Origin of the sequence: Providencia sp. PROV061 (genome assembly GCF_011045655.1) — a bacterium.
In the GTDB taxonomy this organism is placed as follows: domain Bacteria; phylum Pseudomonadota; class Gammaproteobacteria; order Enterobacterales; family Enterobacteriaceae; genus Providencia; species Providencia hangzhouensis.
Genome location: NZ_CP042861.1, coordinates 703,142 through 720,873, shown reverse-complemented (window position 1 = coordinate 720,873; position 17,732 = coordinate 703,142). Strand labels below are relative to the sequence as shown.

Here is a 17,732-nt window from a genome sequence, read left to right as displayed (position 1 = left end):
CCATCTATCGCCATCAATTCTTCTCTCAAATGGCTTTTTCAATATTTTCTTTATCATTAATTGACTAAGTTAAGAATAGTTGAAAATTTACGATTAATATAAAAAGTCATAAAAGAATATAACGAATCAAAATGAAAACGGAAGGATTAATCCCCTTCCGTTTAATTGGATTAGCTGATAGCAAATATAAATTAAATTACGGCTGCTGCGCCTAACGTCAAGAAAAAGCCAGCAATGGTTGCACTCATTAAGTTAGACAGGGTACCAGCCATAACCGCTTTCATACCTAAACGAGCGACATCACCACGGCGATTTGGCGCCATTCCGCCTAAACCACCGAGTAAGATAGCGACGGATGAAAGGTTAGCAAAACCACATAATGCAAACGAAATAATTGCTTTAGTATGGTCGGAAAGCACTTGTTTGCCTGCCGCCAGCACTTCAGCATCCGCTTTCATGTATTCACCGAAGTTCATGAATGCGACAAACTCATTCACAACAACTTTTTGGCCGATAAAAGAACCGGCAATTGTCGCTTCACTCCACGGCACACCAATTAAGAAGGCAATCGGAGCGAATAACCAACCTAATAATAATTCCAGTGATAATTGTGGGTAATCAAACCAGCCACCAATACCACCTAAGATGCCATTGATCAATGCAATCAAAGCGATAAAGGCCAATAACATTGCCCCTACGTTCAGCGCCAGTTGCATCCCTGATGATGCCCCAGAAGCGGCCGCATCAATGATATTGGCAGGGCGTTCATCTTCAGCGACTAAATCTGTCGCATCAACCCTATCTTTTACATCTTCTGTTTCTGGAACCATCAGTTTGGCGAATAATAAACCACCTGGAGCGGCCATAAAGGAGGCAGCAATCAGGTATTCCATTGGTACACCCATTTGGGCGTAGCCGGCCAAAACTGAACCCGCTACAGAAGCTAAACCACCACACATAATGGCAAACAGCTCTGATGTCGTCATTGTTGCAATATAAGGGCGAACAACCAATGGTGCTTCCGTTTGCCCAACAAAAATATTTGCTGTTGCAGATAACGATTCTGTTCTTGAGGTTCCCAATATTTTTTGCAGACCACCACCAAGAACTTTAATCACTAACTGCATGATCCCTAAATAATAAAGGACAGCAATTAACGATGAGAAGAAAACAATAATTGGTAAAACGCGGAAAGCGAAAATAAAGCCACCGCCACCAAACAGTTCAAACATTTTATCGGAAACAAGGCCGCCAAAGATGAAGCTCATCCCATCTTGACCATATCCAATAACTTTAGAAACCGCGTCAGACATCCCTTGGAGCACACTACGCCCCGCTGGAACATAAAGAACAAATGCACCAATGGCTAATTGAATTAAAAATGCGCCGCCAACTGTGCGTAGTCTAATTGCTCGGCGATTGCTGGAAAATAGAATAGCTATCGCGATAAGTACCGCCATTCCGATAATACTCATAATGAGCTGCATGGAAGGATCCCTGTTCACTTTATTTTAGGTTGATATATAAGGAAACGTGTAAGTCACCTTGACTCTTAATTTGATGATTATACCTAGTCATCACCAATAACCCGCAATACTCATCACAAATACATACTGCAATAAACAACAAAAATTCACATAATGTGACAAAAGTCACAAAAACTATTCAGTTTAATCTGTAAAGGCACTAAAGTCCCAATTAAGCACAATAAAAACTAAATAGATTTTAATAGCCAATTAGTGAAATTATATAAATATTATTTATGATTCTGTATGCGATTTTACTTGGTGAGATTAAATAACGACAAACTATTGTTGTAAAGTTGTTGGGCTATTTCTGCAGGGGATTCGTGGCGAAGCTCACATAATGAACGAAAAACCCACTCAATACGTTCAGGACGATTTGGTTCGCCTTGAAAACCTGAAACTGGCATATCAGGGGCATCCGTTTCGAATAATAATGAAGTCAAAGGGAGTTGCGACATCACATGGCGAGTTTTATTCGCCCTGTCATAAGTAATTGTGCCACCAACACCAATATAATAGCCAAGTTTAACAAAGGCTTGGGCTTGAGATAGACTGCCGGCAAAACCATGCACAACGCCACGAGCTGGGACATCAAAACGACGTAGCATCGCAGCTAATGGGTCATGGCTTTTACGTGAATGTAAAATAACTGGTAAATCAAACTGTTTCGCTAACTTTAATTGTGCGGACAACACCACTTGCTGGTGCTCAAATTGCGGGTTTTGCATATAGAGGTCAAGCCCAATCTCCCCTATCGCCACACACTTTTTATTCTTTTTAGCTAGATAATCAGTCAATATATCAATATGTTGCTCTTGAAACTGACTCAAATATAACGGATGAAACCCCATAGCGGCATGCAACTGCGGGTACTGCTGTGCCAGTTGCCAAACTCGTGCAAAATTATCCATACTCACTGTAGGAATGATAATATCACTCACCCCACTTTGTTGAGCAAGCTGCAAACTTTCAGTGAAGGAATCACTAAAAGGTGGGAAATCAAAATGGCAATGAGTATCAATAAATTGACGTTTAGCCATCACGATTTTCATTTGCGGATATTGCGGCCAAAGGCATTGAGGTAACAGGCTCCGCCGCCAATTCAGGAATGAGCTCATTCGGTACTTGTGGCTCAAGCTGAATATCTAATGGGTTAGACTCAATTTTCTGTGCCAAAGTATGGCTAAAGCGATTTGTGTTGTGGTCAAAGGCATCACCCAGTGCTGCAATAAAATAGCGACCACACCGGCGCCCCGTATGGTAATCTTGATTAAGCGAAGATACCTTACTACCCAGCGCACTACTTTTCAGTGGAACAGGTGGATAAATCTCAAAGACCTGTACATCTTTTGGTGGGTTTTCAATAAATTCTTGTGTTCTACGGTAGCTTTTCAGATGAACTTTTAGCATCGCGGCCATACGTTGTAGGCCATTTTTATCCCCTTCCAGCCACCGAGTCATTCTTTTCACCCATTCAGGGGTAAAATACATTTGGGAAGGAACGGTACGGATCACCACAATAGTCTCTGCACCGCGGCGGTATGCCTCTTCAACTGGGATAGCAGCACTAATGCCACCATCTTGGTAAAGCGTGCCATCAAATTCGACACCTTCACGATAAAAGCCCGGAATAGCGCTGGATGCACGAATAATATCGAGCCAGTTGTCTGCGTCAGGCTTTAGAAAAGCAGCGGAAAAATCATCACTGCGGCTTGCTCCCATATAGAATTCACGGCCTGAATTTAATAAATCGAGCCCTGCTTGTATACGTAATGGGAATTCTTTTGCTGTGGTGTCGACGAGCCAATCTAAATCAATCAGATGACCGCCGCGGATAAAGCGCAGTGGATTGAAAAATGCCGAATTAGTCGTATAACGCGTGATCACACGGCGTGCATAACCTGCTTGCCCACAAATATACGCAGAAAGATTTTGAGCCCCAGCTGAAGTGCCTATCATCAGGTCAAAAGGGTTGAAATCAGAGATAAGAAACTCATCCAGTACACCCGCAGTAAAAATTCCTCGTTGACCGCCACCTTCACAAATCAGGGCAGTTTTTCCCGAGTTGATATTATCAAAGAATGCAAGCGGCTCAATCGTGCCGAGTGTAACTGAAACGTGTTTTCCCATAATGCCTCTGAATGACAGAAGTTCACATTAAATAGCTCAAAAACAGAATGAGCTTCCCTTTGAAAGCCCATTCTATCCGCATTGTACAATAAATATTCAGCAATATGAGCTATTGAGACATTTATTTACTGATTAGTTAGCGATGACTAAACCATTTTGTACTGATTTTACCCCATTGACTTGCGATGCCACTTGGGTAATTTTATCAATTTGATCGGCTGATTTAACAAAGCCTGATAAGTAAACAACACCATTGACTGTTTTTACTGATACGCTGTTACTCGAAATACCTTTCGTACCCAGTAATTTTCCTTTTACATCCGCCGTAATCGCGGAGTCATCAATGTAGTCACCGGTGTTTTTAGCGCCACTCGAAATGGCATTCCCAGTATCTTTACCTGCCATTTCAACGGTCTTAGATGCACTGTCCCAGGTTTCTGAGGCTTGTTTTTTCAAAGCGCTATCTGATGATGAGCTACAAGCCGCGAGCGCCCAGCTCAACCCAATAACTCCTAACAAACTCAATAGTTTTGCTTTTTTCATAAAAACCTTCCTTTCACTGCAATGGACAACGAATAATATAGCCTAAGTAAAAAAACATAAAAAATAAAGAGAAAGGTGATAAAGACAGAATATTCTTGATGATAAGCATAAAAAAACAGGGAAAGTTGCTTTAAATGAAGTTCGAAATAAGATGACCCACTAACTATGTTAGTCGTGGGTCATAAACACAATTAGTGTTCGCGTGTTTTGCGGAATTTAACGTCAGGGTAACGTTCACTAGTCAGGTTCAAATTCACCATAGTCGGTGCGATATAAGACAAGTTGTCGCCACCATCAAGGGCTAAGTTTTGCTCATTTTTGCGTTTAAACTCTTCGAATTTCTTCGCATCATCACACTCAACCCAACGCGCAGTAGAAACGTTAACGGCTTCATAAATAGCTTCAACGTTATATTCGCTTTTTAAACGTGAAACCACCACGTCAAACTGCAGCACACCTACCGCACCAACAATTAAATCATTGTTAGTTAACGGGCGGAACACCTGTACTGCGCCCTCTTCAGATAACTGAACGAGGCCTTTTAACAGTTGTTTTTGTTTTAGCGGATCACGTAAGCGAATACGGCGGAATAATTCAGGGGCAAAGTTAGGAATACCCGTAAATTTGAGCTCTTCACCTTGTGTGAAGGTATCACCGATTTGAATCGTACCATGGTTATGTAACCCAATGATGTCCCCTGCATAGGCGTTTTCGACCTGAGAGCGATCCCCCGCCATAAAGGTTAAAGCATCAGAAATGACCACGTCTTTTTTGATGCGCACTTGGCGTAGTTTCATGCCTTTTTCATAAGTACCTGAAACTATACGCATAAACGCAACACGGTCACGGTGTTTCGGGTCCATATTTGCTTGGATTTTAAATACGAAACCAGTGAACTTTTCTTCTGTCGCATTAACTTGGCGTAAATCTGTTTGGCGCGGTTGTGGCTGGGGAGCCCATTCCACTAGGCCATCTAGCATATGGTCAACACCAAAGTTACCTAACGCTGTTCCGAAAAAGACAGGGGTTAATTCACCCTGCAAGAATGCGTCATGGTCAAATTCATGAGATGCCCCTTGAACCAATTCCAGCTCATCACGTAACTGTGCCGCTAATTCATCACCTACGGCAGCATCAAGATCTGGGTTATTCAGCCCTTTAATTATACGGACTTCTTGAATAGTGTGACCTTGGCCTGTTTGGTATAGGATTGTTTCATCACGTAATAAATGATAAACACCCTTGAATAATTTACCACAACCAATAGGCCATGTGATTGGACAACAAGCAATTTTCAGCTCATTTTCCACTTCATCCATTAATTCCATTGGGTCACGAATATCACGGTCCAACTTATTCATGAAAGTTAAGATTGGAGTGTCACGTAGACGAGTGACTTCCATCAGTTTACGTGTCCGGTCTTCAACCCCTTTACCCGAGTCAATGACCATCAAGCAGCAGTCAACTGCCGTTAATGTACGATAAGTATCTTCAGAGAAGTCTTCGTGACCTGGGGTATCCAATAAGTTAACAAGACAATCATTATAAGGAAACTGCATAACAGAGGTGGTAATCGAAATACCACGCTGCTTTTCCATTTCCATCCAGTCAGATTTAGCGTGTTGGTTAGAGCCACGGCCTTTTACCGTACCAGCACGTTGAATAGCGTGCCCAAACAATAACACTTTTTCGGTTATTGTGGTTTTACCCGCATCGGGGTGGGATATGATAGCAAACGTTCTGCGTGTGCTAACTTCATGGAGAAAGTTCTGATCTGTCATTTAACCGTTCTTTTCGTTTATATACAGATTTGTATAAGCATTCGAAGAGGCTCAATGTGGCTCTTGGCGTCGCAAATCCGTCTTGTTAATCAAAATTGGCGGATATTTTCGCAGATCTTGGGGGTATTAACAATCAAAGCATCGAGGAACAGGCAAAACAGTCCCTCGATGGCTCACTAAATTGACTCAATAAACACCGTCTTTATGCATCAACTAAGCACTGACCAAACGGGCTATTTCATCCCCTAACGCCTGCGTACTGGCATCGCCGCCCATATCACGAGTCAAATGTTGGCGTTGTTTAATCGCTGTTTCTACTGCGGACATAATCGAATCATGCATTTCAGGACATCCCAAATGCTGCATCATCATGGCGGCTGCCCAAATCGTACCAATCGGATTAGCAATATTTTGCCCTGCGATATCAGGTGCTGACCCATGAACCGGCTCAAACATCGATGGGAATTGTTTTTCTGGGTTAATATTGGCCGAGGGTGCAATCGCAATAGTTCCCGTACAAGCAGGCCCTAAATCAGACAAAATATCGCCAAATAGATTTGACCCTACAATCACATCGTAGAACTCTGGCATTCTCACTAAGTTTGCAGCAAAGATATCAATATGAAATTGGTCAACTTTGATATCTGGGTATTGCTTCGCCATTTCGGCTACACGGCTATCCCAATAAGGCATTGAATGAAATAGCCCATTGGATTTCGTCGCTGAACTTAAATGTTTTTTCTCACGTGACTGCGCCAAATCAAAAGCATATTTTAAGATACGGTCGGTACCTTTACGGGTAAAAACGCTTTGTTGCAGTACCATTTCTTCATCCGTACCTTCGTACTGAATACCGCCAATCGCAGAGTATTCCCCCTCAACATTTTCACGCACGACATAAAAATCAATATCTCCCGGTTTTTTATCTGCTAATGGGCATTTAATGCCATCAAATAAACGAACAGGACGCAAATTAACATATTGGTTGAAAGCACGACGGATAGGTAATAACAGCCCCCATAACGAAATATGATCAGGAACACCAGAGAACCCTACCGCACCGAGAAAAATCGCATCAAATTTCTTTAATTGTTCTAAACCATCTTCAGGCATCATACGCCCTGTACGGTGATAGGTTTCACACGACCAATCAAAATGGGTAAAGTTAAGTTTTACATTGTGTTTATTGGCTGCCGCTGCTAATACTTTTAATCCTTCAGGGATCACTTCGGTACCAATACCATCACCAGGAATAACCGCTATGTTAAATTGTGACATTGTGAAAACCTCTGATAAATGAATTATGTCTGTTTGTTCTCCAGTTTAGGGGTTGCTGTGATAAAGTATAGATATGAAGTGTAATCCTTAGGTTTACAAACTATGAACAAGCTTCCTTCGTTAGAGGATATCCGCGTTTTTGTCACAGTTGCCCGTTTGATGAGTTTCTCTCAAGCCGCATCACAGCTGTTGGTATCCCCAGCTTATGTTTCTAAACGCATTAAGTTGCTAGAAGAAAATTTAGGACAAACTTTATTTTTTAGAACGGCTCGCTCAATTAAGCTGACTCACGAAGGGCAAATTATTTTACGTAGCAGTGAAGTGATGCTAGCTGAACTGGAACAGATGCAACAACAACTGAACGCCTGTCGCGAAGAGATCCGCGGCAATCTACGTATCAGTTGTAGCACAGGGTTTGGCAGTACTTATATTAACCCGTTTATACTCACACTCCGGGGGAGTCATCCTTTATTAGGCATTGATCTCACTTTGACCGATAAGTCTGTCGATATTATTAGTGAAAACATTGACGTTGATATCTGTATTGGCGGTACGATAGCTGAGCAATTTATTGCTAGGCGAATTGCTCGGAACCAGCGTATTCTGTGCGCTTCTCCAACCTACTTAGCAACACACGGCTACCCAAAATACCCACAAGAACTGGAACAAAAGCACTTTTGTATTGCGATTAAAGAACGTAACCAAGCCCCCGCGGTATGGAAGCTTGAATACCAGCAAGAAAGTATGACGGTCACTCCCAATAGCAAATTAACCGTCAATAATGGTGAAGTCGCCAAGCAATGGTGCTTAAGTGGTGAAGGGATCCTATTGCGCTCCCAATGGAGTGTGCAGCCTGAGTTACAGTCAGGCCAATTAGTACGAGTGTTACCGCAATGGCATCAAACTGCAGATGTTTATGCTGTATATTCGAGAAGTCTCCGAACGAGTGCTAATCTTAGAGTCTTTATCGAAAATCTAGAGCAATACCTTGCTACTCACTTATCACATGGTTTTTAGTTAACTCCATAAGTTATAAGGTAAACATGAATTGATGACAGAAACAGAGACATTCAAAGAACGTTTGTTGAAATTGCTAAAACAGAAAAAAATGAGTCAATTAAAAGCCGCTGAAGCCCTTGGTGTTTCCCGAACGGCGGTTAACAAATGGACGAAAGGCGGCATGATTGATGAAGATAATCTTGAAAAGCTCGCCACGTTATTGGATGTCGACAAGATATGGTTGAAATACGGTGAGTATACCAATAACCAAGTCACTGTTAGCAATTCAGGCGTCATGCGCAACATCAACGAAGTCCATCTTCAAGAATCCGCAGATATCGTGACCTGGGAGTGGGACTTATTAACTGGGGAATTGAACTACTCGGACAACGTTGAAGCCGTTTATGGTATCAAAATCACCAGTAATGAAGATTTCTGGGCTTTAATGAGCCATGACTCCAAAGAAAAATTGGTTAATGGCTATTCCAAAATTATTCGTGAAGGCGGTGCCCATGAAATGGATTTTAAAATTAACTGGGAAGGCGATTACCGTTGGATCACATCCCGAGCAACAGGAGTCAGAGGCCCTAATGGCAAAGTGACAAAGCTGGTTGGGATCAGTTTAGACAACACCGAACGTAAAAATACCGAACTACGCCTACGTAAAATCAAATGCTATTTTGATGTATTATTATCTCATTTCAATCATTTAGTCGTATTTACAGATAAAGCAGGCGAAATATTAGCCAGCAACTTACACAATCAATCGACTGAAATAGATTACCTTGAACTACAACGTTTATTATATCAATTAGTGATCAACCATAAGCCATGGTTAGATGAAGTATTTCGTACAGGGCGTGGTCAAATCGTATTTCAAGACAAGCAAATTACGGCTTATCAACACTTTAATGATGAAAAACAGTCTTTTTTAATGTTTGAATTAAAAGATATTTAAAACAGGTATTTTGCCCCACTTATGGCCTAAGCGGGGCAACTTTGATTATAAATCAAGGACTAATCGTTTAGATTTAGCTCGAGAAACGCACAACATCATCGTTTTCTGCTCAGCTTTTTCATCATCATCGAGGTAGTGGTCACGATGATCAGCTTCTCCCTCAAGTATTGCCGTTTCGCAGGTTCCACAAACCCCATTACGGCATAAACATTCCACATTAATGCGCTTATCTGCTTCGATTACCTGCAAAATAGACTCATCTTTACCGACTTCCAAACTAAAGCCTGAGCGTTGGAAATAGACTTCAAATGAGTCCCCTTCGCTGGCAACTTCGCCAAAATTTTCAAAATGAACCTGTGATTCACCCAAGTGCTGATGACCCTTTTCAATCACCTCATTAATTAATGATTGAGGGCCACATACATACAGGTGGCTATTACTTCCTTGTGCTTTAACTAACTGTTCGACAGACATTCGCTGCCCTTGGCTACCGTCATAAAGAAATAAACGCGAGCCAATACGCTGTTGTAAATGTTCAAGAAATGCCGCCGTTGTACTATCACGAAAACAGTAATGAAGTTCAAAATCCATTCCATTTTCTTCTAATTCATAGAGATAAGAGAGAAAAGGCGTGATCCCAATCCCACCGGCGATCAAAATATGCTTACATTGGTTATCCGGTGCTAACGAGAAAAAATTCTGTGCTGGGGACAAATACAAGCTATCCCCTGGCGATAGCTGCTCATGCATAAATGCAGAACCGCCTTTCGAGTTTTCATCACGCAAGACAGAAATACAATAACTGCCACACTGCTGCGGGTCGCTGATTAACGAATATGCACGTTGCAAACCAGCCTGCTCGCCCATATGAACGGTAATGTGACTGCCTGCGCTAAAAGGCATTAGCGCGCCCTCTTGTGCAACAAACTCGAACATTTTAATATTTGGGCTAATTTGCTCAATTCGACTGACATTGACTGCAATTTTTTGTTGGTTCATCACAGTGCCCCTCTCATCATTCAATATCTAAACACAGATACTTAGTACTTAAATAATCCTCAATACCATATCGAGAGCCTTCTTTTCCTAAACCTGATTGTTTCACTCCACCAAAGGGAGCAACTTCATTAGAAATTAAGCCTGTATTGATACCGACCATGCCACTTTGTAGTTTTTCAGCTACACGATATACACGACTCACATCACGAGAAAAGAAATAAGCCGCTAAGCCATAAATCGTATTATTGGCGCGAGTAATCACTTCATTTTCATCGCTAAAACGAATCAATGTTGCAATGGGACCAAAAATTTCCTCATGAACAATCTTCATTGAGTCATCAACATCAACAAGGACTTTTGGATTAAAGAAATTGCCATACTCCGCTACTTCATTACCTAAGGTTAATTGGCGTGCACCTCTCGCTAATGCATCCTGCAACAACTCATTCATACCATCAATAGCACGTGTCGTTATCATAGGCCCAATATCAATTCCCGCTTTAAGGCCATTACCGACTTGCAATTTGGCGACTTCTGCAACGAACTTGACCTGAAATTCATCGAAAATCGTATCTTGAATATAAAAACGGTTCACACAAACACAGGTTTGCCCACCATTGCGAAATTTGGCTTGAACCGCACTTTTTACCGCTTTATCGATATCAGCATCATCAAAAACAATAAAAGGCGCATTTCCTCCCAGTTCGAGTGATGTTTTCTTAATCGTCGATGCGCACTGCTCAGATAGAACTCGGCCAACTTGCGTTGAACCGGTGAACGAAAATTTACTGATAAGCTCATGTTTAGTTAGACGTTCGCCTAGAACACGAGAGTCCCCAGTAATGACGTTAAATATTCCAGCAGGAATGCCCGCTTCATCTGCTAACTGTGCTAAGGCAAGCGCCGTAAAAGGCGTTTCTGTTGCAGGCTTAATGATGATACTACAACCTGCGGCCAGTGCTGGAGCTGCTTTACGGGTGATCATCGCTGCGGGGAAATTCCACGGAGTAATCGCACTACACACACCGATCGGTTGTTTAATCGTTGAAATGCGGTTACTTCCCACTGTTTGCGGGATGGTTTCCCCATAAACACGTTTCCCCTCTTCCGCAAACCATTCAATAAAGGAAGCGGCATAGCGAATTTCACCTTTTGCCTCATTCAGTGGCTTACCTTGCTCGAGCGTCATTAAACGCCCAAGATCATCAACATGGGCTTCAATCAGCTCAAACCAGCGGCGTAGAATGATAGAACGCGCTTTAGCAGTCAGCTTACTCCAACCTTCCATTGCAGAATGGGCATATTCAATCGCCTCATCCACTTGTGTTGCAGACAGGCTGGGGATCGTTCCCAGCACAGATTGGTCAAAAGGATTAGTCACAGGGATTTTTTTATCTGAATCAACCCATTGCCCATTGATGTAACATGACTGACGAAATAGTGCAGGGTGAGTTAAATGATGCATTTGTGACTTCTCCTTTTATTTTTATAATAAATAACGTGATTACTCAGTGTGCGCACCAGCGACGATTTTATGGAAATGGGCAACGCCGTGCTCGCTGATCCCGCTACGTTGCCTATCTGCCATAATGCGGCCTTGGCCACGATAACCCCGTGAGCGTAATCCTTTTTGTACACTTTCTACCAAGCGCAGATCTTCTGGGCGGAATACGGTGCGATACCATTCCACTAAGTTTTTCTGATATTCGGTCAGTTCTTCATTGAGGAAATAAATATCATAGTGCTGCAAGGTTTCCCCTGCGTTCACTGGAAACTCATAAATTACCGTCATGAAATCCCCGCCTGGAGGCATATTGAACATGGTACTTGGCCAAATCCAAAAACCAAAGAAACGTGGGTCTAAAACAGATTCATCAAACTGATAGGAGGATTCAGAGGGTTTTGCCTTGCCAATTTGAACAGTCCAATTATCCAATAATTGGTGTTCGTATACGTTGACATCCACGGAACTGGCGAAACTCACATGATTGGTTGGGCAGTGATAACATTCAATATAGTTATCAACGATAGTTTTCCAATTAGCAGGAGTGTGGCTAACAAAACGCGCTGCCAATTTTAAATCGCTAATGACTCCACAAGCTTCTTGCATTTTTTCGGCTAAGCCAGGAAGTTGCTCTTCAATAGGCTGAGGATCACCTACAGTCATATTTACATAGATAAACCCTGCATGTTCAATAACATGGAAGCTACTTAATGACATTGCATCGGCTTCAAAATTATTCACATTTTCACAATTAGTCGCATGTGCTAATTGGCCATCTAGCTTGAATGCCCACGCGTGGTAAGGGCAAGTAATCACATTTTTGACTTTGCCACTTTCACCGCTGATCAACTGGTGTCCACGGTGTGGACATACATTATAAAAACCACGTAATACATCATCACGACCACGAACAATCACAAGGCTTTCGCCAATGAGCTCACGAGTGATATAGGAATTTTTTTCTTTTACTTCACTAACATGAGCGACACAAACCCATGAATTAGCAAATATTTTTTCTTTTTCATACTCAAAAACATCATTAGACGTGTAATAACGCGCAGGGATTGTCCATGCGTTATCAATATCAAGGTGATCATTAATCGAAATGACTTTAGCTGCATTGCTCATAATTGCCCTCACTTATGTAAACTTATAGTTAACATCTTTTTTAGGAATGTTAATGCAGATCGCATTAATGATCAAATGAAATATTGATAATTTTTTAACCAAAAACGATTAAATTAATAATAACAATCAGTTAAATAAATCACCCTTAACTCACCTGTTAATAATTGGTTAATTTCTTGTTGACTGCACAATCTTTGCATGGCTATTCTTTGTAAACCAAAAGTAGCATCTAATAAAAAAGTATCCTTAAAACACAACGAGTATTCCCTGCAAGCCAACTCTCATAAAAGAAAAATAAGTGAGCAACTGGAGAAGAGGTATGATGAATCATAAAAAATCCGTATTTTACGTGTCGCTAGCTTTTAGCCTAGCGTTAATCAGTTTTGGTGCATTTATTCCTGATAAGCTGGAAGCTTTTTCAAATTCCGCCTTAAGTTTTATCTATAACAATCTAGGTTGGTTTATTCTAGGTTCCGTTTTTATCTTTTTCAGCTTCTGTATGTTTCTTGGTTTTTCCAAATTTGGTCACATACGCCTTGGCGATGATAATGACAAACCGGAATACCGTACAGTCACTTGGATTGCGATGTTATTCAGTGCCTCAATTGGTATAAGTTTGATGTTCTGGGGGGTAGCAGAGCCTGTTTCCTATTATATCAGCCCGCCGATTGGCCAAGGTTCAACAGAACAGTCTGCTAAAGCAGCCATGCAATATGTCTATCTGCATTGGGGTGTTTCTGCATGGGCCTGTTATGCGCTTGTCGGTGTAGCTTTAGGCTATTTCCAATTTAGAAAAAAACTACCATCTTCACTCAGCTCTGTTTTCTATCCATTGATTGGGGATCGGATCTACGGCTCTGTCGGGAAATGGATCAATATATTGGTGATGTTATCCGTCGTCATTGGTATCGCCACATCATTAGGCTTTGGTACACTACAAGTTAACAGTGGTATGAATTACTTATGGGGATTGCCCATTAGTATTTATGTACAAATTGGTTTGATTGCTATTATTACTGTTGTTTATATTGCTTCGACGATTTCCGGATTACAAGGGGCAATAAAACATCTATCAAACTTAAATATCATACTTGCTCTCGGATTAATGGCATTTATCTTTCTATCTGGCCCAACCCAAACTATCTTAAAAGTTTTATTCCAAGGTATTGGTGATTACGTCCAAAATTTTGTCAGTATGTCATTTCGTACTGAACCCTATAATGACGGTACTTGGATTGCTAACTGGACACTGTTTTACTTTGGTTGGTGGATAGCATGGGCACCGTTAGTGGGCAGCTTTGTGGCTCGTATTTCGAAAGGAAGAACAATCAAAGAATTTATGATTGGCGCAGTATTTATTCCTGTATTAAGTGCTTTTGCATGGTTTGCAGTTATGGGCGGTTCTGCCATCCATTTAATTCAAAACTTAGGGCAAACCGCACTAGCAGATGCTGTAAAAACCGATGTCACATCTGCACTGTTTAAGTTCTTAGATTATTTCCCTGCATCGACATTTATTAGTGTCTTAGCTATTGCCTTGGTACTGATTTTCTTTATCACATCAGCTAACTCGGCGGTATTTGTACTGGGAATGGTCAGTGAAAATGGCAACCCAAATCCGTCTCATGTCACTAAAACCATTTGGGGGGTCATTATTGCAGCAATCGCGATAGTACTAATTATGACCGGCGGATTATCCGGTTTGCAATCTGCACTGGTCGCCATGGCTGTACCGTTATCCATCATGATGCTAATTATGTGTTATTCCACATACAAAGGCCTCAATGAAGAAGTTAACGCACAAGCTGCGGCAAAAAAAGAGTTAAAAGATAATATCCAACTAATTAATAAACCTATTCTTCCTGAAATTGAAAAATAGTCGTCTATAACAGCACAAAACCCCGATATGTTATGACACATATTGGGGTTTTAATTATATTAATAATAAATTATTCGTTACTTAAATTTATTCATCAGAAAATAGAGTCAAAGCAAGTACTAAAGCATCTTCTCGACCTTTTTTAGCAGGGTAGTAATCTTTACGTACCGTAACTTGGTGAAAACCTAGCTTATCGTATAGATGCAAAGCAGATGCATTTGATTCCCTCACTTCTAGCCATAACGTAAGAATGCCTTTCTTTACAAGTTCTTCGATAAGCTGTTCTAACAACAAGCGGCCATACCCTTTCCCTTGGTAATCAGGATGTATGGCAATATTAAACAAGGTCGCTTCATCAAGAACACACTGTGTTATTGCATAACCAACAATCTGATTATTAACGGATATTTTTATGTTATGGTATTTTTCCCCTTGGTTACCATAAAAAACTCGCTCAGTCCATGGAAAATCATGGCTTAACTTTTCAATTAAGTAAGCAGTTGCGAGATCAGATTGCTTTAGTGTTGAAATTTTCATCATATTGATAAATTTGTTTCCATAGTGCCCGTTTAGCGCTATAGCTTGTACTTAGCTCAGACAAAACAGGTGAAGTAAACATGACTTTTGAACCTTCAGGCTGGATTTCATCACCTAATACCCAACATGGTGTTATTATTGGTGTTGGGATTAAACCTAATTGCTCTGAATTGACACAAACCACATCGTCCTGTGCAATATTCATGGAAAGAAAAATATCTTTTAGCAATTGGCTATTTAAATCAAGGTTCTCATCAGTAATAATAATAAGCTTAGTCGACGCTGGGATCCTTACACCACGTTCACCACGTAACACGGCAGGATTTCTCACCATCCATTGAGTGATCCCCATTTGTTCTAAAAGCCTGTCACGTCGTGTCATTTGATTTTCCAGTCGCAATTTTACAACCACATCTTATCAAAGGGGATTAATAGCGCCAACAGAGCAATGCTATTTCTCTTATCTTTGGTAAGATGGTCATCGGTTTTTTTATTCTTTTAGGAGATTGACAGAATATGTCATTACTGACACCTGCCAGCGAAGTTATTCAACGCCATCTCGAACATTTTACAGATCGTCATGTCATTTTGGCTGGTGACATTCAGGATGAACTCGCTGCAACCTTAGAAGCAGCTAGTGTTCGTGTCATCACCAACCAGTATCATCACTGGCAACGCTTACAACCGTTAATGGGCGATATGGCGTTATTCGCTGCCACAACACCCGCGGAATTTATCCAGCCTTGCGATACTCTCATTTATTTTTGGCAAAAAAACAAGCAAGAAGCCTGTTTCCAACTCGATGACCTCTGTACTCACCTCGCTGCGGGTAGCCAAATTTTTATCGTTGGCGAAAACCGTAGTGGTGTTAAAAGCGCCGAATCCATTATGGAAGGGATCGCTAGCTTACAAAAAATTGACTCAGCACGCCGCTGTGGCTTGTACTATGGTGAATTAGAACAACCGACAACCTTTGATATTGCTCGCTGGTGGCGTCATTATCAGATTGATAATGTTAAAATTAACGCACTGCCAGGGGTATTTAGCCATAATGAGCTTGATATCGGTAGTGATCTACTGTTATCAACGCTAACTGATCCAATGAGCGGCGATCTGCTTGATCTAGCTTGTGGTAATGGGGTGATCGCCGCCGTTCTCGGCTCGCAAAACCCAGAGCTAAAACTCACCTTAAGTGATGTGAGTGCGTCTGCGCTAGATTCCGCTGCATCCACTCTTGAGGCAAACAAACTGGCTGGCGAAGTCATCGCGAGTGATGCTTACTCAGATATTAACGATAAATTTGATTGGATTATTTCTAACCCTCCATTCCATGATGGCCTAAACACCAGTTATCGTGCGGTTGAAAATATGATTTACCAAGCCCCTAAATACCTGAAAAAAGGTGGCCGTTTGCGAATCGTCGCGAATGCTTTCTTACCGTACCCTGATTTACTCGATAAAGCATTTGGTAGCCATGAAGTACTTGCCAAAACGGGAAAATTCAAAGTTTACCAAGCTGTTAAGCGTTAATTTATTCGCGAATGAATTAAACTAAAGCACAATTTTTCATACGACTTAATGGCGGGTGAACCCTCACCGGCCATTTTTTCATCAATCAAAAATACTACATAAAAAAATTATTGACGTTCGTCGAAATTAGCCTAAAATCCGCACCACATTATTGCTGGTTAAAAGCATTGATGAATCAAAGTTTAGTTAGGTATTGCGAGGGTGGCGGAATTGGTAGACGCGCTAGCTTCAGGTGTTAGTGTCCTATGGACGTGGGGGTTCAAGTCCCCCCTTTCGCACCACTAACTTTGGATAAATCACATTAATGTAGTATTGATGTGACAGTAGTATTGATGTGACAGTATTGCGAGGGTGGCGGAATTGGTAGACGCGCTAGCTTCAGGTGTTAGTGTCCTTCGGACGTGGGGGTTCAAGTCCCCCCTTTCGCACCACTGGTCAGTCATTTTTTTATAACGTCTTGCCCTTTTGACCTTCTCTGTAATGCTAACGCTGCCTTATCTGACTATTTACTATAAGACAATAGTAAATCATTTGAATAAACCGTTATATTGAATACCATTCAATTATCAATATCTTTCGATACCACTTTCTTCTGTTCTATTTAATTATTAATTAGATTATAGAGCTACCTTTGTAGTACAAAGGCCATCATAAAGCATGCAAGTGAAATCACAGCTGGGATAATCAATAAACGACGAGAACCGCGATTAAATAACATCCCTGCAGTTGCTACCATCATGATAATCATAATGATTTTTAGATTATCTAAGCCCATATTATTGAGTACATAAGCAATGCTCAACAATATCACAGCAAAGACTCCCCAAAGGCCAGCGCCTATACGCTTTAAACCTGTGGTTTTTGATATGCTAGTTGGCATAGTGACCTCAACACTCTTAAATGATAATGATTATCAATCATATCTAGTTTTTAGTAAATT

Annotated in this window: 16 protein-coding genes and 2 tRNA genes; 6 read left to right on the top strand and 12 right to left on the bottom strand. The window is 41.2% G+C overall.

The features are described from left to right. Positions 1–191: 191 nt before the first annotated feature. The 6 genes from FVA72_RS03210 to FVA72_RS03185 form a co-directional block, all read right to left on the bottom strand. Positions 192–1,475, bottom strand: a complete 1,284-nt coding sequence (locus tag FVA72_RS03210; RefSeq protein WP_172767538.1) for a NupC/NupG family nucleoside CNT transporter — start codon at positions 1,473–1,475, stop codon at positions 192–194. Positions 1,476–1,780: 305 nt separating this feature from the next. Beyond that, the gene (locus FVA72_RS03205) at positions 1,781–2,566 is read right to left on the bottom strand and encodes a TatD family hydrolase (protein WP_243154735.1); all 786 of its coding nucleotides are present in this window, start codon (positions 2,564–2,566) and stop codon (positions 1,781–1,783) included. After that, a complete protein-coding gene (locus FVA72_RS03200; RefSeq protein WP_004905737.1) occupies positions 2,559–3,656 on the bottom strand; it encodes a patatin-like phospholipase family protein in 1,098 nt (365 codons plus the stop codon). Before FVA72_RS03200 ends, FVA72_RS03205 begins: the two co-directional genes overlap by 8 nt. Positions 3,657–3,788: 132 nt before the next feature. Further along, entirely contained in the window at positions 3,789–4,199 is a 411-nt protein-coding gene (locus FVA72_RS03195) for a BON domain-containing protein (RefSeq protein WP_004905738.1), read from the bottom strand. A gap of 191 nt (positions 4,200–4,390) precedes the next feature. Further along, positions 4,391–5,980, bottom strand: a complete 1,590-nt coding sequence (gene prfC, locus FVA72_RS03190; RefSeq protein ID WP_094962725.1) for a peptide chain release factor 3 — start codon at positions 5,978–5,980, stop codon at positions 4,391–4,393. Positions 5,981–6,193: 213 nt separating this feature from the next. Further along, on the bottom strand, positions 6,194–7,258 hold the full coding sequence (locus FVA72_RS03185) for a tartrate dehydrogenase (RefSeq protein WP_110592445.1): 1,065 nt from the start codon (positions 7,256–7,258) through the stop codon (positions 6,194–6,196). A gap of 102 nt (positions 7,259–7,360) precedes the next feature. On the opposite strand from FVA72_RS03185, the gene FVA72_RS03180 reads away from it, so the two are divergent. Both FVA72_RS03180 and FVA72_RS03175 read left to right on the top strand, forming a co-directional pair. After that, positions 7,361–8,275, top strand: coding sequence for a LysR family transcriptional regulator (locus FVA72_RS03180; protein ID WP_004905744.1), 915 nt, complete (start codon positions 7,361–7,363; stop codon positions 8,273–8,275). 34 nt (positions 8,276–8,309) lie between these two features. Further along, the gene (locus FVA72_RS03175; RefSeq protein ID WP_110592446.1) at positions 8,310–9,215 is read left to right on the top strand and encodes a helix-turn-helix domain-containing protein; all 906 of its coding nucleotides are present in this window, start codon (positions 8,310–8,312) and stop codon (positions 9,213–9,215) included. Positions 9,216–9,260: 45 nt separating this feature from the next. Here FVA72_RS03175 and FVA72_RS03170 read toward each other — a convergent pair whose 3' ends face one another. The 3 genes from FVA72_RS03170 to FVA72_RS03160 are packed head-to-tail and all read right to left on the bottom strand — an operon-like array spanning position 9,261 to position 12,846. After that, positions 9,261–10,214 (bottom strand): PDR/VanB family oxidoreductase, encoded by a 954-nt coding sequence (locus FVA72_RS03170; RefSeq protein ID WP_036958568.1) that lies wholly within the window; start codon positions 10,212–10,214, stop codon positions 9,261–9,263. Positions 10,215–10,230: 16 nt separating this feature from the next. Next, a complete protein-coding gene (locus FVA72_RS03165) occupies positions 10,231–11,679 on the bottom strand; it encodes an NAD-dependent succinate-semialdehyde dehydrogenase (protein WP_110592447.1) in 1,449 nt (482 codons plus the stop codon). Positions 11,680–11,718: 39 nt separating this feature from the next. Further along, positions 11,719–12,846, bottom strand: coding sequence for an aromatic ring-hydroxylating oxygenase subunit alpha (locus tag FVA72_RS03160; RefSeq protein WP_094962720.1), 1,128 nt, complete (start codon positions 12,844–12,846; stop codon positions 11,719–11,721). Between the two features lie 319 nt (positions 12,847–13,165). On the opposite strand from FVA72_RS03160, the gene FVA72_RS03155 reads away from it, so the two are divergent. Beyond that, the gene (locus FVA72_RS03155; RefSeq protein ID WP_197739766.1) at positions 13,166–14,725 is read left to right on the top strand and encodes a BCCT family transporter; all 1,560 of its coding nucleotides are present in this window, start codon (positions 13,166–13,168) and stop codon (positions 14,723–14,725) included. An 87-nt stretch (positions 14,726–14,812) separates the two neighbouring features. Here FVA72_RS03155 and rimI read toward each other — a convergent pair whose 3' ends face one another. Then, complete coding sequence (gene rimI / locus FVA72_RS03150) at positions 14,813–15,265, bottom strand: ribosomal protein S18-alanine N-acetyltransferase (protein ID WP_102140296.1); 453 nt, start codon at positions 15,263–15,265, stop codon at positions 14,813–14,815. Further along, on the bottom strand, positions 15,234–15,644 hold the full coding sequence (locus tag FVA72_RS03145) for a DNA polymerase III subunit psi (RefSeq protein WP_036958569.1): 411 nt from the start codon (positions 15,642–15,644) through the stop codon (positions 15,234–15,236). Before FVA72_RS03145 ends, rimI begins: the two co-directional genes overlap by 32 nt. A 134-nt stretch (positions 15,645–15,778) precedes the next feature. On the opposite strand from FVA72_RS03145, the gene rsmC reads away from it, so the two are divergent. The 3 genes from rsmC to FVA72_RS03130 all read left to right on the top strand — a co-directional run bounded on the left by rsmC (position 15,779) and on the right by FVA72_RS03130 (position 17,223). Next, positions 15,779–16,792: a 16S rRNA (guanine(1207)-N(2))-methyltransferase RsmC gene (rsmC, locus tag FVA72_RS03140; protein WP_110592448.1), complete on the top strand. Its 1,014-nt coding sequence runs from the start codon at positions 15,779–15,781 to the stop codon at positions 16,790–16,792. Positions 16,793–16,987: 195 nt separating this feature from the next. Then, a tRNA-Leu gene (locus FVA72_RS03135) sits at positions 16,988–17,073 on the top strand. Positions 17,074–17,137: 64 nt separating this feature from the next. Further along, positions 17,138–17,223: transfer RNA gene (locus tag FVA72_RS03130), tRNA-Leu, on the top strand. 194 nt (positions 17,224–17,417) lie between these two features. Here FVA72_RS03130 and FVA72_RS03125 read toward each other — a convergent pair. Beyond that, positions 17,418–17,672, bottom strand: a complete 255-nt coding sequence (locus tag FVA72_RS03125; RefSeq protein ID WP_004905763.1) for a DUF1435 family protein — start codon at positions 17,670–17,672, stop codon at positions 17,418–17,420. Positions 17,673–17,732: the final 60 nt, after the last annotated feature.